The following is a 13490-nucleotide window of genomic DNA, read 5'->3' on the forward strand; positions in this document are numbered from 1 at the left end:
CAGCCTGTGCGATACATGCTTATGACCAGCAGTACGCTCCCCACACGTGAACGCATCATCCGGGCCGCCGGCAAGCTGTTCCACGGCGAGGGCATCCGCGCCGTCAGTGTCGATGCCGTGGCCGAGAAGGCCGGCGTCACCAAGCGGACGCTCTACTACCATTTCCGCAGCAAGGACGACCTGATCGCCGCCTATCTCGACACCCGCGACCAGCCGAATCTCGCCCTGTTCCAGCGATGGTTCGCCGAGACGGAGGGCGACGTGGCGGACAAGGTCGCAAGCCTCTTCAGCAACCTCGCCCGCGCCGCCCGCCATCCCGAATGGAAGGGATGCGGCTTCCTGCGCACCTCCGTGGAACTCGTCAACCTGCCGGGCCACCCGGCCATCACCATCGGACGCGCGCACAAGAAACGGGTCGAGGACTGGCTCTTTTCGGCCTTCACAGAGGCAGGCGTCGGCGAGAACGCGCTGCAGCTCGCGCGCCAGGTTATCCTGCTGCTCGACGGCTCCTTCGCGGTGGTGCTGCTGCACCGCGATCCGTCCTACATGGAGGCAGCCGCCGACGCGGCGTCGCGCCTCATCCGCACCGCCCTGCCCGGCAGCGCCGCGATCGACAGGCTGCCCGTTCCCGATTATCTATAAAACATGCGCGCGCAGAAAGAAGAGACGTTGAAGGAAGACACATTGGCCGTCCGCATCAGCCGCACGCTGGCGGAGCGCATCATCGCCGGCGAGATCGAACCGGGGACGCGGCTGCGGCAGGACCATATCGCCGGGGAATTCGGCGCCAGCCACGTGCCGGTGCGCGAGGCGTTCCGCCGCCTGGAGGCGCAAGGCCTTGCAGTGAGCGAACCGCGCAAGGGCGTGCGGGTGGCATCCTTCGAACTGTCGGAAGTCCGGGAAGTGGCGGAGATGCGCGCGGCGCTGGAGGTGCTGGCCCTTCGCCACGCCGCCCCGCACCTGACGCATGCCGTGCTCGACGAGGCCGAGGAAGCCACGAAGGCCGGCGACGCTTCCCGCGATGTCCGCTCGTGGGAGGCCGCGAACCGGCGCTTTCATCGGCTGATCCTCGAACCCTGCGGCATGCCCCGGCTGCTCGCGTCCATCGACGATCTCCACGCGGCCTCCGCCCGCTTCCTCTTCGCCGCCTGGCGATCGGACTGGGAGGCGCGCACCGATCACGATCACCGCGCCATTCTCGCCGCGCTGCGCAAGGGCGATACGGAAGCCGCCTGTGCCACGCTCGCACGGCATGTCCAATGGATCGGGCACCGGCCCGTTTCCGCCGCTGGCGGCCGGCAGCGGAAGGCGTTTGCCATCGTCGGCTGATGAATTATCTATAATTATGTTGCGACTCGCCCGCTTATGTGGATTCATTATAGATGAAATCACGAATTATCTATAATTATGAAGGAGCGATAGCATGAGTCAAAACCTCGTCCTGGCGGGCCCGGGCCTGCGTTCCGGCTTAAGGACAGTCGCCTTCGTCGCTCTCGGCGTCGCGCTGATCACCCTTGCCGCGAAGATCCAGATTCCCTTCTGGCCGACGCCGATGACCCTGCACACGCTCGCCGTGATGGCGATTGCCGTCGCCGCCGGGCCGCGCCTCGCCACCGCGACCTTCCTTGCCTATCTCGCAGCGGGCGCGGCCGGATTCCCCGTCTTTTCCGGCACGCCGGAGCGCGGGATCGGCGTGGCGTACATGGTGGGGCCCACGGGCGGCTATCTGCTCGGCTATCTCGCCGCGAGCTGGATCACCGGCGCGCTTGCACAAGGGCGCGGTGTCGTCGGCCGCGTGCTCGCCATGCTCGCGGGCCTTGCTGTCATCTATGCCGCGGGGCTGCTCTGGCTCGCGTTCTACGTGCCGGCGGGGCGGATCGTCGCGCTCGGCTTCACGCCATTCATTCTTGGCGATCTCCTGAAAATCGCGGTGGTCGCCGTTGCCGCGGTGTTTGTTCCGGCGCATCTTCTCGGGAAGATCGGCCGATGAGCGCCGCGATCCCGGCTGCCACCCGGCCCGCCCCGCGCGTATGCTGGACGGAGGAAGAAGCGCGCGCCGTCTACGGCCTTCCCTTCCCGGAGCTGCTGTTCCGGGCGCAGACCCTCCACCGCCGGCATTTCGACCCAACGGAGATCGAGACGGCGACGCTGTTGTCCATCAAGACGGGCGGCTGTCCGGAAGACTGCGGCTACTGCTCGCAGAGCGCTCACCACAAGACGGGCGTCGCGGCATCGAAGCTGATGGACGTCGACGCCGTGCTCGCGCAGGCGCGGCGGGCCAGGGAGGGCGGCGCCACGCGCTTCTGCATGGGCGCGGCCTGGCGCAGTCCGAAGGACCGCGATCTCGACAGGGTCTGCGCCATGATCGAGGGTGTGAAGGCGCTGGGGATGGAAACCTGCGTGACCCTCGGCATGCTGACCCCGTCGCAGGTGGAGCGACTGGGCGAGGCTGGGCTCGATTACTATAACCACAACATCGACACCTCGCGCGCCTATTATCCCGAGATCGTCACCACACGGACGATGGACGACCGGCTGGAGACGCTCGCCCATGTCCGCGCCGGCGGCATCAAAGTCTGTTGCGGCGGCATCGTCGGCATGGGCGAAACGGTGGAGGACCGCATCTCCATGCTGGTGACGCTCGCCAATCTCGACGTGCCGCCCGAAAGCGTGCCGATCAACATGTGGAACGCCATCGCGGGCACGCCGGTGATGGAGAAGGCGGAACCCGCCGACGCCGTTGCCTTCGTCCGGCTCGTCGCGCTCGCCCGCATCCTGATGCCGGAAAGCGTGGTGCGGCTCTCCGCAGGCCGCCACGCCATGAGCGACGAGATGCAGGCACTCTGCTTCCTCGCCGGCGCGAACTCCATCTTTACCGGTGACATGCTGCTGACGACCGGCAATCCGGCACGCGACCGCGACGCGGCGCTCATCGCCCGGCTGGGCATGCGGACAGCGGCGCCCCGGGCTCCGGAAGGAGCGCGCCGAGGCCGCCGTCAGCCGGCCCCGGCCGCGCCGGGCCAGTAGTGGGAGTCAGGCAGCGGTCGCGGGCCGAACACCGCCTGCCCGACCCGTACGACCGTCGCGCCCTCCTCGACAGCCCACTCGTAGTCGCCCGACATGCCCATGGAGAGCTCGGCCAGCGCTGCCCCCTGCGGCGCGTCGTTACGGGCGCGATCCCGAGTATCGCGCAGGCAGCGGAAACACCGCCGCACCTCCGCCTCGTCCGGGGTAAAAGTCGCCAGCGTCATGAATCCCTTCGGGCGTAGCGCGTGGAGGGCGGCGAGTTCCTTCAGGAACGCAGGCGTTTCCTCCGGGGTGAGCCCGTATTTGCTGGCCTCGTTCGACGTGTTCACCTGCACGAACACATCGAGGCCGGTACCGAGAAACTGCAGGCGCTTCTCCAGCGCCACCGCCAGCGAGAGGCGGTCCAGCGACTGCACCTCGCCGGCGAAACGCAGCACGTCCTTCACCTTGTTGCTCTGCAAATGGCCGATCATCGACCAGCGGACGGCCTCTCCGGCCAGCGCCTCCGCCTTCTGGCGGCCTTCCTGCACCTTGTTCTCGCCGAGATCGGTCTGGCCGGCGCGCACGGCTTCCAGTACGCGCTCGGGCGCGACCGTCTTGGTGACGAGCAGGAGGCGCACCGCCTGCGCGCTCCGTCCCGAGCGCAGCGCCGCCGCCGCGATACGGGCATGCGCATCCGCGAGATTGGCCGCGACACCCATGGTTGCGGTACTCATGATTGCGGTACTCATGGCTGCAATTGCTCCAGCCATTCCGCGAACATGGCGCGGCCGGCCTCCCGCAGGGCCGGGCCGCGACGGCGCGCATCGTCGCGGATGGCACGTGGATCTATCCCCGCAGCCGCAAGCTCGCAGGCATGGCCGATGAGCCAGGGTTCCAGCCCCGCGCAGGCGTCGGCTTCGGGATGGAACTGCACGCCGAGCACGTTCGGCCCACGGGAGAAGGCCTGAGTCGCGCAGGCCGGTGTCGAGGCCAGGTTGACGCCGCCCTCCGGAATGGCGAAGGCATCGCCGTGCCAGTGCAGCACCGCCACGCCATCGAGATGGCGCAGCGGGCTCTGCCGGCCTGCGTCCGTTAGCGTCAGGGGTGAAAAGCCGATTTCCTTGGCGCCGCCCGGCGCCACCGCCGCGCCGAGGGTGGCGGCGATCTGCTGCGCGCCGAGACAAATGCCGAAAAGCGGGCGCCCGGCATCGAGCCGCCGCGCGATCAGCGCCCGTTCCTCGGCCAGAAAGGGATAGGCGTCCGCCTCGTAGACTCCGACCGGCCCGCCGAGCACGGCGAGCAGATCGGGCTCCAGCGGGTCGAGCGCCGCGAAATCCGCCGCGCCCACATCGTGATAGTGCAGCTTGAAGCCCGCGCCCGACAGCACGGCCTCGAAAGTGCCGAGGCCCTCGAAATGGATATGGCGAATGGCGATCGCGGTCTTGAGCATCGCGCCCTCTCTCCCCTCTCTATGCAGCGCCGGCGGATCGGCCGGGTTGCCGTTGCCGACCCTTCATGCGATAGCTCCGATCCGGACTGTTGTGGAGAGCCGGATTATGAAAAATGGATGGGCCGGGTGGGAAAAGGCGCGACACTCGCGATCGAGGTGAGGCCGGCGGGCAAGGAGCCCGTCTTTCTGGCACTTGCCCGCGCCATCGTCGCCGAGATAGAGCGGGGGCGACTGAACCCCGGCGACCCGCTGCCAGGCACCCGCGCCCTGTCGAAAAGCCTTTCGCTCAACCGCAACACAGTCGATGCCGCCTATCAGGAACTCGTCATGCAAGGCTGGCTCGCGGCCGAGCCGTCGCGCGGGACCTTCGTCGCCGGCGACCTGCCCGAGTCCGGACGGGCACCAGTCCGCGCCATGCCCGCCGCCGAGGCCGAGGTCGTCTGCGATGCGCGGCCCATGCTGAGCCTGTCGGACGGCGCGCCCGATCCCCGGCTCGCACCGGTGGCCGCGCTCGGGCGGGCCTTCCGCCGCGCGCTGGCCGCCCCGTCGTTCCTCGCGGGCGGCGGCTATGGCGATCCGCGCGGCAGCCCGGCCCTGCGCGAGGCTCTGTCGCTCTACCTCAGGGAGGAGCGCGGCCTGACGGTGCAAGCCGGTGACATTCTGATCACGCGCGGCAGCCAGATGGCGCTGTTCCTCGCCGCTGCCGCCGTGGCGGAGCCCGGTTCCGCGATCGCCGTGGAAACGCCAGGCTATCCGCTTGCATGGGCGGCCTTCCGCGCCGCCGGTGCGCGCGTCGTCGGCGTGCCGGTGGACGAAGGCGGGATCGTGCCCGACGCGCTCGAACGGCTGGCGGAGCGCGAGCCGCGACTGAAGGCCGTTTACGTCACGCCGCATCATCAATATCCGACCACGGTCACGCTCGGCGCGGCACGGCGGCTGCGGCTCATGGGGATCGCGCGGCGCTTTCGCCTCACCGTCATCGAGGACGACTACGACCACGAGTACCGTTTCGAGGGGCGGCCGGTGCTGCCGCTGGCTGCGCGGGCGGAGCCAGACGTCCCCGCGATCCATCTCGGCTCGCTGTCGAAGCTCATCGCTCCCGGTATCCGCATCGGCTATGCGGTCGCGCCCGCCGCTCTCCTGCGGCGAATGGCCGACCGGCGCGAAGCCATCGACCGGCAGGGCGATGTGCCGCTGGAGCAGGCTCTCGCCGGAATCATCGCCGATGGCACCCTCGCGCGGCATGCCCGCAAGGCGCGGCGGATCTACCATGCCCGCCGCGACAGCCTGGCGGCGCTGCTGACGGAGCGCCTCGGCGGTTCAGCCGCGTTCACGCTGCCGGCGGGCGGGCTCGCCATCTGGCTGCGGCTGCGGCAAAACGCGGAAACCCCGGCGGCGGAAAGCTGGGCCGCTAATGCGGCGCGCCTTGGCCTTTCCGTCCTGCCGGGCGTCCGCTTCGCGCTTGATGTCGCCCGCCCGCCGGAAGCCTTCCGCCTCGGCTTCGCCGGTCTGGACGAAGCCGAACTTGCCCGCGCCGTCGAGCTGTTCGTGAAAGCCGCGCACCGGGCGTGACCGCCGGCGGTCAATCCTCGCCGTCCCAGTAGTCGACACGGCTGTCCGCGCGCACGGTGAGGTCGACGCGCCTTGCGGCCTTGTTGCCGCCGGGCGGTGCGCCGGCGAAGACCGTCAGCTTGCCGCTGTCGGGATACTCCATCACATCCGGCTCGTGCATGGTGCTGACCGCGAGATATCTCAGCGGTTCATCGTCGGAAGCGATGAGCTGGTGAGCCGTTTCCGGGCCGCCTGACGGGCAGACGACGACATCGCCCGCGCTTACCGGATAGATCTCCCCGCCGAAACGCACCGTGCCGGAGCCACTGAGGATGACGAAAAGTTCGTCGTTCGCGTGGTGCGCGTGATAGGGCCATGCCTTCTTGCCGGGCGGCACCTCGACGTAACGGGCGCCGAGCCTGCGCGCGCCGAGCGGCGCCGCGACCGACGCGAAACGCGCCTCGAAGGAAGCGCCGTGGGACTGGGTGGCGAGAGCAAGTTCGTCGAGGCGGACAACGGGTCTCATGCGGCGGCATCCCGGTTGACGATGGGCCTGCGGGAGTAAGGGCCCCTTCCCGCTTCGGGCGAAATGGCAGCCGCATCCGCCCCGCCGGAAACCGGCGACCGCGGACACGCCCGATCGCCGTCGCGCGTGTCGCCATGGAAGGCGCCGAAGCGGCGGCGGTAGGCACCGGGCGTCAGGCCCGTGAGCTTCAGGAACAGCTTGCGGAACGAGGCCGGATCGCCGTAACCGACGTCCCAGCCGATCCGGTCGATGGCGGTGTTCGTGTTTTCCAGCAGTTCGCGGGCCTTGCCGATACGCAGGTGCTGGCAGTATTCGATCGGCCGCAGGCCCGTGGCGGCGCTGAAGCGCCGCAGAAAGGTCCGCTCCTCAAGGCCGGCCCGCGCCGCCATGTCGCCGACGGTGATCGCCCGCGTGCCGTTCTCCCGCAGCCAGCGCTGCACCTTCAGGATCGGCCCGTCGCCGTGGTCGAGGCGCGGTGAGAAGGCAGTGTAGTAACGTTGCTCGCGTCCCGGCGGATCGACGACCAGCAGGCGCGCCGTCTCGAACATAGCAGCGGAATCCAGGAGCCGGTCGAGGAGATGCAGGCCGAGATCGGTCCACGCCATCAGCCCGCCGGCGGTGACGATGTCGCCGTCATCGATCAGCAGCTTTCCGGCGTCGACGTGCACCGCCGGGAAGCGCGCAGCGAAGGGCTCGGCATAGATCCAGTGCGTGGTTGCCGTCCGCCCCGCGAGCAGCCCGGTTTCGGCGAGCAGGAACGCGCCGGCACAGACGGAGGCGAGGATCGTGCCGTCGGCATGTCTCTCCCGCAGCCAGTCGAGCAGCGACCCGAGGCCTGCGCCCGACGGCGGGCCGCTCGCAAGCGGCGGGTCGCCCAGGCTCGGCGGCAAGATGATGACGTCGGGACGGCCCTCTCCATCCGGATGCATGTCGAGCACCGTTTCAACCGCCTCGCCGTCCGGCGCGGGGGCGAGGTGGCTCACCCGCAGCAGCGGCTTGGTCGCGCCGAGGCGGCCGCATGCAAGGCGATCCGCCGTGACGAACAGATCGGTCAGCCCGAGGACGGCGGACATCTGCGCGCCCGGGTAAATCAGTATGCCGATATGCCGGGCGCGGTCCGCTGATGCCATTTGTCGAAAATGCCTCGTTCTTTGTCAGGATCGCCAATAGGCATCCTGCCATGGCTCGCCTATCCCTACAAGCGTGGAGGAACGCGCCACAGCGCGTATGCAAGGAGGCATTCATGACCAGACGTGCTCTCATTCTCATCGATCTGCAGAACGACTATTTTCCGGAAGGCCGGTTTCCGCTGGAAAACATCGACGCCGCTGCCGCCAATGCGGCGCGGCTGCTGGACGCCGCGCGCGCTGGCGGCGACCTCGTGGTGCATGTGCGCCATGAGTTCGCATCGGCGGACGCGCCCTTCTTCGCGCCGGGTTCCGAAGGCGCGACGATCAACACGGCCGTGGAGCCCGGCGATGGCGAGACCGTCGTGCTCAAGCACGCGGTCAACGCATTTCGCGGCACGGACCTGAAGGACGTGCTCGACCGTAACGGCGTCAGCGACGTGACGATTGCCGGTGCGATGAGTCATATGTGCGTCGAGGCAGCCGCGCGCGCCGCCGCCGACTACGGCTATACCACCACGGTCGTTCACGATGCGGTCGCCACGCGGGACCTGAACTTCAACGACACGACCATTCCGGCGGCGCAGGTTCATGCCGCCTCCATGGCGGCACTGGGCTTCGCCTACGCCACCCTGCGGTCGACCGACGAATACTTGACCGCCGAAAGCCCGGCGGCCTGACGCGACCATCGCTGCTGGCTGACAATCTGGATGCGCCCGGCCATCGAGCCGGGCGCATCTGTTTTCCGTACCCTCCGGCCCGGAAGGCAAGCTCTTTCCGCGCGCGACCGAATTCGACTTTTCTCTATATTGCAGTAATTTATAGCTTGCCTGTTTGAATTTTCAGGTCGTTGTATTTCAATTCCGCGCCGAGCGATTTTTGATATAAATCAAGACAATAAGGAAAATTTTATATTTTTGCACGTATTCAATTACCTGTAAATGATCTATTCGTGTCTCACAGATGTCACTTAAATGACATAGAAATATTGACAGCCGCCTCCGAGAGCTGTGCGGCGGCGCCCGCGAAGAAAAGCCGGCCGGTTCTTGCGATATCGCCGGCTCGTCGGGAGCTTCGCAACGTCCAACCGCTTCTAAGATGGAAGAACGATCATGAAGAACGCATTTCGGGCGAGCCTTGCCGCTCTTGCCGTTGCCGGCGTGTTTGTTGCTAACGGCGCCCTGGCCCAGAGCCGGGACACCATCCAGATCGCAGGGTCGTCTACTGTTCTGCCTTTCGCGTCGATCGTCGCCGAGGAATTCAGCGCGGCCTTCCCGCAGTTCAAGACGCCCGTCGTCGCCTCCGGCGGCACGGGCGGCGGCCTGCGCCAGTTCTGCGAGGGCGTGAGCCCCAGCACCATCGACATCGCCAACGCCTCGCGCCGCATCCGCGCCGGCGAGGTCGAGACGTGCAACAAGAACGGCGTCAACGACATCCGCGAAGTCCAGATCGGCTATGACGGCATCGTCTTCGCCGTCTCGATCAACAAGGGCGATTTCAAGCTTGAGCCGGTCCACGTCTACAAGGCCATCGCGGCCCAGCTCTACATCGACGGCAAGTGGGTTCCCAACCCCCACAAGAGCTGGAAGCAGGTCGACGCCTCGCTTCCCGACCAGCCGATCGCGCTTGCCATTCCCGCCTCCAACCACGGCACCCGCGAGGTGTTCGAGGAGCGCGTGATCGCCGCCGGCTTCAAGGCGAGCAACCCGCCGAAGGATGCGCCTAAAGATGCGCAGACCGCTTTCCGCAAGGACGTGGTCATCGAGATCGCCGGCGACTACACCGAGACGCTGGCGCGCCTGCAGTCCGACCCCAACACGGTCGGCGTTTTCGGCCTGTCGTTCTATGACCAGAACCGCGACACGCTGAAGGTCGCCACCGTCTCCGGCATCGAGCCGACACTGGAAACCATCGCCGCCGGCAAGTATCCCGTGTCGCGTCCTCTCTTCTTCTATGTCAAGGGCGAGCACATCGGCGTCGTGCCCGGCATCGACGAATACGTCGCGTTCTTCCTGTCGCCGGAGATCGCCGGCGTTGGCGGCCGCCTCGAGTCCGCCGGCCTGATCCCGGCTCCGGCCGCGGAGACCGCCGGGTTCCTCGCATCATTCAAGGCGGGCAAGAACCTCAAGGCTTCCGACCTCTGAGTCATTCCCGGAGGCGGCGGATATCCTCCGCCGCCTTCCCACCGCGCACGAAAAGACAAGCACGAAAAGACAAGAACGTGATCCCCCTCCTCGTCGCCGCGCTGCTTCTCGTTCTCATGGGTATTGCCTACACGCAGGGCTTCTCGCGCAGCCGGGCGATCGCCGCGACGGGCGTGCGTCTGCATTCGCGCCCCGCCTACCACGGCTCCCTCGTCGCCATTCGGTGTCTCCTGCCCGCGCTCCTCGTCCTCGGGCTGTGGGTGCTGTTCGGGCCGGGGATGACGCGCGCCTTCATCGTCGCGCAACTACCGCCGGACGTCGCGGCCCTGGACGAGCCCGCATTCCTCACCGCTGTCCGGCGTATCGAGGCCATTGCCTCGGGCTTCGGCGTCGCCGGGCAGGTGCAGCCGTATGAGGCGGCAGCCGGCGAGGCGGTGCGCCGGTTCCATACCTTCGCGCTTCTGGTCGTCATGGCCGCCGCTGCCGGCGTCGGCATTCTCGGCCTGCTGGCGGCGCTGCGGCGCATTTCGCCCACGCTGCGGGCGCGCAACAAGGTCGAGTCCGTGGTCAGGGTGCTGCTGCTCGCCTGTTCCGCCCTCGCGATCCTCACCACGGTCGGCATCGTGGTTTCGCTCTTCAACGAGGCGTTCCGCTTCTTCAGTTTCGTCGCGCCGGCGGATTTCTTCTTCGGCACGGTCTGGAATCCGGGCTTCGCCACCACCGGCACGGCGGCGATCGGGGAATACGGCCTGCTGCCGCTGCTGTGGGGCACGGTGATGATCGCGATCATCGCCATGCTCGTCGCCATCCCCGTCGGGCTCATGACGGCAATCTACCTGTCGCAATATGCCTCCGCCCGCCTGCGGAACGTGGCGAAGCCGATCGTCGAGGTGCTCGCGGGCATCCCCACCATCGTCTACGGCTTTTTTGCGCTGGTGACGGTGGGGCCGTTCCTGTCTGACACGGGCGCCGCCATCGGCCTCGACATCCGCGCTACCAGCGCCCTGACAGCGGGGCTCGTGATGGGGATCATGATCATCCCCTTCGTCTCTTCGCTGTCGGACGACATCATGCGCCAGGTGCCGCTGTCGCTGCGCGACGGCTCGCTGGGGCTTGGCGCAACGGAATCGGAAACCATCCGCCGGGTGTTGCTGCCCGCGGCGCTTCCCGGTATCGTCGGGGCGCTGCTTCTGGCGATCAGCCGGGCTATCGGCGAGACGATGATCGTCGTGCTCGCGGCCGGCAACAGCCCGGTCCTGCGTTTCAATCCGGCGGAGCCGGTTTCCACCATCACCGTCACGATCGTCAACCAGTTGACGGGCGACGCCGATTTCGCCGGTCCGCAGTCGCTTGTCGCCTTCGCGCTCGGCCTCACCCTCTTCGTGATGACGCTGCTGCTCAACATGGTCGCTCTTTACATCGTCCGCCGTTTCCGGGAGCAATACGAGTAAAATGGCCGATATCGCCGTCGATATAGCCGAGCTGGCCAACCGCCGGCGCCTGTGCGTCAGGGCCAGCCTTTCCCGCCGCCATCTCATCGAGCGCCTGTTCCGGGCCGGGGGCCTCACCGCCATCGTCATCGCGCTGGGCCTCGTGGCGACCCTTTTCGGGATGATGGCCTCCAAGGGCGCGCCCGCCTTCATGCAGGCCACGCTGTCGCTCGACGTCACCTTCGATCCCGCGGTCATCACCGTCGCGCCGCCTCCCGCGCGCGCTGCCGGGCAGTCCGAAGCCGACTATCGGGCCGCCATGCTCGTCTGGCAGCGGCAGGTGACGCTCGCGAACTGGAGCGCCATCGTCGAGACTGCCGTGCGCAACGCCGCGCCGCCGGGCTTCGAGATCGACAGGCGAGGCGCGCTCGCGCTGGTCGAGACCAACGAGCGACACCGGCTGCGCGACATGTTCGTGGCCGATCCCGGCCTGCTCGGACAGACGGTGCGGGTCGACATGCTGGCCTCCGCCAACACGGACAACTGGCTCAAGGGCACCATCAACCGGGCGTTGCCGGACTCGCGCCAGCAGCTTTCCCGGCAGACGCGCACGCTCGCCGACACCCTGCTCGCGGAAGGCAAGATCCGCTTCGCGTTCGCGTGGCACCTCTTCACCAACACGGATTCGCGTTCCGCGCCGGCGGCGGCCGGGCTTGCGGGGGCGTTCGTCGGCTCGCTCTACATGATGCTGATCGTCATCGCCCTCGCCGTGCCGATCGGCGTCGCGAGCGCCATCTACCTTGAGGAATTCGCGCCCCGGCACCGCGTCACCGATCTCATCGAGGTCAACATCAACAATCTGGCCGCGGTCCCCTCCATCGTCTTCGGTCTGCTGGGCGCGGCGGTGTTCATCCGCTACTTCGGCCTGCCCATGTCCGCGCCCGTCGTCGGCGGGCTGGTGCTGACGCTGATGACGCTGCCCACCATCATCATCGCCACCCGCTCGGCGCTGCGGGCCGTGCCGCTCTCCCTGCGGCAGGCGGCGCTCGCTGTCGGCGCGTCGCCCACGCAGACGGTGTTTCACCATGTGCTGCCGGTCACCTTCCCGGCGATCCTCACCTCCGCCATCATCGGCGTGGCGCAGGCGCTGGGCGAGACGGCGCCGCTGCTCCTGATCGGCATGAACGCCTTCGTGGCCTCCATTCCGGCGACGCCGTTCGACCAGTCCAGCGCCCTGCCGGCGCAGATCTATCTGTGGCAGGGCAACGAGAACCGCAATTTCTTCGAGGCCCGCACCTCGGCGGCCATCATGGTGCTCCTCGGCCTGATGATCACCCTGAACGCGCTCGCCATCTTCCTGCGCACACGACTGGAGCGTCGCGTATGACCGTTTCGATTCCGCCTGACAACACCGGCGCGCCCCACGCGCCGGTTTCCGCGAGCGCGGCAGGGCCGGCATACGGCGAGACCGTGCGCACACCGGACACCGTGCCGCGCGACGTCCGGCTCCGGGCCCGGCACGTCGACGTCTTTTACGGCGACAAGCAGGCGCTGTTCGATGTCTCGCTGGACATTCCGGAAAAGGCCGTCACCTCGCTGATCGGCCCTTCCGGCTGCGGGAAGACGACCTTCCTGCGCTGCGTCAACCGTATGAACGACACCATCGAGGATTGCCGCGTCACCGGCGAGATCACACTGGACGGCCAGAACATCTACGACCCCTCCCTCGACGTCGTCGAGTTGCGCTCCCGCGTCGGCATGGTGTTCCAGAAGCCCAATCCATTCCCGAAATCGGTCTACGAGAACGTCGCCTACGGTCCCCGCATTCACGGGCTGGCGCGCTCCCGGGCCGAGCTTGAGGATATCGTCGTCGCGAGCCTCAGGAGAGCCGGGCTGTGGGAGGAGGTCAAGGACCGCCTGCGCGAGCCCGGCACCGGCCTTTCCGGCGGGCAGCAGCAGCGCCTGTGCATCGCGCGGGCCATCGCCGTCAGCCCGGAGGTGATCCTGATGGATGAGCCCTGCTCGGCGCTCGACCCGATCGCAACCGCCGTGATCGAGGAGCTGATCGACGAACTGCGCCTGCTGTACACCATCATCATCGTCACCCACTCCATGCAGCAGGCGGCGCGCGTCAGCCAGCGGACGGCGTTCTTCCATCTCGGGCGGCTGGTCGAGGAAGGTCCGACCGAAGTGATCCTCCGGCATCCGCAGGCGAAGAAGACGCAGGACTACATCACCGGCCGCATCGGGTGA

General features: G+C 67.6%; 14 protein-coding genes. 10 read left to right on the forward strand and 4 right to left on the reverse strand.

The features are described 5' to 3' along the window. Nucleotides 1–21 precede the first annotated feature (21 nt). The 4 genes from FHS82_RS12490 (at nucleotide 22) to bioB (ending at nucleotide 3027) form a co-directional block, all read left to right on the forward strand. Nucleotides 22–642 (forward strand): TetR/AcrR family transcriptional regulator, encoded by a 621-nt coding sequence (locus FHS82_RS12490; protein WP_166953237.1) that lies wholly within the window; start codon nucleotides 22–24, stop codon nucleotides 640–642. A gap of 3 nt (nucleotides 643–645) precedes the next feature. Then, nucleotides 646–1329, forward strand: a complete 684-nt coding sequence (locus FHS82_RS12495) for a GntR family transcriptional regulator (RefSeq protein ID WP_166953240.1) — start codon at nucleotides 646–648, stop codon at nucleotides 1327–1329. Between the two features lie 94 nt (nucleotides 1330–1423). After that, the gene (locus FHS82_RS12500; protein ID WP_166953242.1) at nucleotides 1424–1990 is read left to right on the forward strand and encodes a biotin transporter BioY; all 567 of its coding nucleotides are present in this window, start codon (nucleotides 1424–1426) and stop codon (nucleotides 1988–1990) included. Continuing rightward, complete coding sequence (gene bioB, locus FHS82_RS12505; RefSeq protein WP_166953244.1) at nucleotides 1987–3027, forward strand: biotin synthase BioB; 1041 nt, start codon at nucleotides 1987–1989, stop codon at nucleotides 3025–3027. The genes FHS82_RS12500 and bioB overlap by 4 nt, the downstream gene beginning before the upstream one ends. Here bioB and FHS82_RS12510 read toward each other — a convergent pair. Next, nucleotides 2997–3743, reverse strand: a complete 747-nt coding sequence (locus FHS82_RS12510; RefSeq protein ID WP_246225315.1) for a YggS family pyridoxal phosphate-dependent enzyme — start codon at nucleotides 3741–3743, stop codon at nucleotides 2997–2999. The genes bioB and FHS82_RS12510 overlap by 31 nt on opposite strands. Before the next feature lie 11 nt (nucleotides 3744–3754). Continuing rightward, nucleotides 3755–4459 (reverse strand): glutamine amidotransferase, encoded by a 705-nt coding sequence (locus tag FHS82_RS12515; RefSeq protein WP_166953248.1) that lies wholly within the window; start codon nucleotides 4457–4459, stop codon nucleotides 3755–3757. 117 nt (nucleotides 4460–4576) lie between these two features. On the opposite strand from FHS82_RS12515, the gene pdxR reads away from it, so the two are divergent. Further along, entirely contained in the window at nucleotides 4577–6031 is a 1455-nt protein-coding gene (pdxR, locus tag FHS82_RS12520) for a MocR-like pyridoxine biosynthesis transcription factor PdxR (RefSeq protein ID WP_166953250.1), read from the forward strand. 10 nt (nucleotides 6032–6041) lie between these two features. Here pdxR and FHS82_RS12525 read toward each other — a convergent pair whose 3' ends face one another. Further along, nucleotides 6042–6536 (reverse strand): cupin domain-containing protein, encoded by a 495-nt coding sequence (locus tag FHS82_RS12525; protein WP_166953252.1) that lies wholly within the window; start codon nucleotides 6534–6536, stop codon nucleotides 6042–6044. After that, on the reverse strand, nucleotides 6533–7666 hold the full coding sequence (locus tag FHS82_RS12530; protein ID WP_166953254.1) for a GlxA family transcriptional regulator: 1134 nt from the start codon (nucleotides 7664–7666) through the stop codon (nucleotides 6533–6535). The genes FHS82_RS12525 and FHS82_RS12530 overlap by 4 nt, the downstream gene beginning before the upstream one ends. Before the next feature lie 113 nt (nucleotides 7667–7779). On the opposite strand from FHS82_RS12530, the gene FHS82_RS12535 reads away from it, so the two are divergent. The 5 genes from FHS82_RS12535 (at nucleotide 7780) to pstB (ending at nucleotide 13490) form a co-directional block, all read left to right on the forward strand. Further along, nucleotides 7780–8343, forward strand: a complete 564-nt coding sequence (locus tag FHS82_RS12535) for a cysteine hydrolase family protein (RefSeq protein WP_166953256.1) — start codon at nucleotides 7780–7782, stop codon at nucleotides 8341–8343. A gap of 432 nt (nucleotides 8344–8775) precedes the next feature. After that, nucleotides 8776–9807 (forward strand): substrate-binding domain-containing protein, encoded by a 1032-nt coding sequence (locus tag FHS82_RS12540; protein WP_166953258.1) that lies wholly within the window; start codon nucleotides 8776–8778, stop codon nucleotides 9805–9807. Between the two features lie 80 nt (nucleotides 9808–9887). Next, nucleotides 9888–11258: a phosphate ABC transporter permease subunit PstC gene (pstC, locus tag FHS82_RS12545; protein ID WP_166953441.1), complete on the forward strand. Its 1371-nt coding sequence runs from the start codon at nucleotides 9888–9890 to the stop codon at nucleotides 11256–11258. Between the two features lies 1 nt (nucleotide 11259). Continuing rightward, nucleotides 11260–12624 (forward strand): phosphate ABC transporter permease PstA, encoded by a 1365-nt coding sequence (gene pstA, locus FHS82_RS12550; RefSeq protein ID WP_166953261.1) that lies wholly within the window; start codon nucleotides 11260–11262, stop codon nucleotides 12622–12624. Further along, nucleotides 12621–13490, forward strand: a complete 870-nt coding sequence (pstB, locus tag FHS82_RS12555) for a phosphate ABC transporter ATP-binding protein PstB (RefSeq protein WP_166953263.1) — start codon at nucleotides 12621–12623, stop codon at nucleotides 13488–13490. Before pstA ends, pstB begins: the two co-directional genes overlap by 4 nt.

The organism is Pseudochelatococcus lubricantis (genome assembly GCF_011762225.1).
GTDB lineage: Bacteria > Pseudomonadota > Alphaproteobacteria > Rhizobiales > Beijerinckiaceae > Pseudochelatococcus > Pseudochelatococcus lubricantis.

What these genes read in the sequence shown, in the direction of transcription:
- FHS82_RS12490 (WP_166953237.1), top strand. Translation starts at nt 22, where the DNA reads ATGACCAGCAGTACGCTCCCCACACGTGAACGCATCATCCGGGCCGCC.
- FHS82_RS12515 (WP_166953248.1), bottom strand. Translation starts at nt 4,459, where the DNA reads ATGCTCAAGACCGCGATCGCCATTCGCCATATCCATTTCGAGGGCCTC.
- FHS82_RS12495 (WP_166953240.1), top strand. Translation starts at nt 646, where the DNA reads ATGCGCGCGCAGAAAGAAGAGACGTTGAAGGAAGACACATTGGCCGTC.
- FHS82_RS12530 (WP_166953254.1), bottom strand. Translation starts at nt 7,666, where the DNA reads ATGGCATCAGCGGACCGCGCCCGGCATATCGGCATACTGATTTACCCG.
- pstA (WP_166953261.1), top strand. Translation starts at nt 11,260, where the DNA reads ATGGCCGATATCGCCGTCGATATAGCCGAGCTGGCCAACCGCCGGCGC.
- FHS82_RS12510 (WP_246225315.1), bottom strand. Translation starts at nt 3,743, where the DNA reads ATGAGTACCGCAACCATGGGTGTCGCGGCCAATCTCGCGGATGCGCAT.
- pstB (WP_166953263.1), top strand. Translation starts at nt 12,621, where the DNA reads ATGACCGTTTCGATTCCGCCTGACAACACCGGCGCGCCCCACGCGCCG.
- FHS82_RS12500 (WP_166953242.1), top strand. Translation starts at nt 1,424, where the DNA reads ATGAGTCAAAACCTCGTCCTGGCGGGCCCGGGCCTGCGTTCCGGCTTA.
- FHS82_RS12540 (WP_166953258.1), top strand. Translation starts at nt 8,776, where the DNA reads ATGAAGAACGCATTTCGGGCGAGCCTTGCCGCTCTTGCCGTTGCCGGC.
- bioB (WP_166953244.1), top strand. Translation starts at nt 1,987, where the DNA reads ATGAGCGCCGCGATCCCGGCTGCCACCCGGCCCGCCCCGCGCGTATGC.
- FHS82_RS12535 (WP_166953256.1), top strand. Translation starts at nt 7,780, where the DNA reads ATGACCAGACGTGCTCTCATTCTCATCGATCTGCAGAACGACTATTTT.
- pdxR (WP_166953250.1), top strand. Translation starts at nt 4,577, where the DNA reads ATGGGCCGGGTGGGAAAAGGCGCGACACTCGCGATCGAGGTGAGGCCG.
- FHS82_RS12525 (WP_166953252.1), bottom strand. Translation starts at nt 6,536, where the DNA reads ATGAGACCCGTTGTCCGCCTCGACGAACTTGCTCTCGCCACCCAGTCC.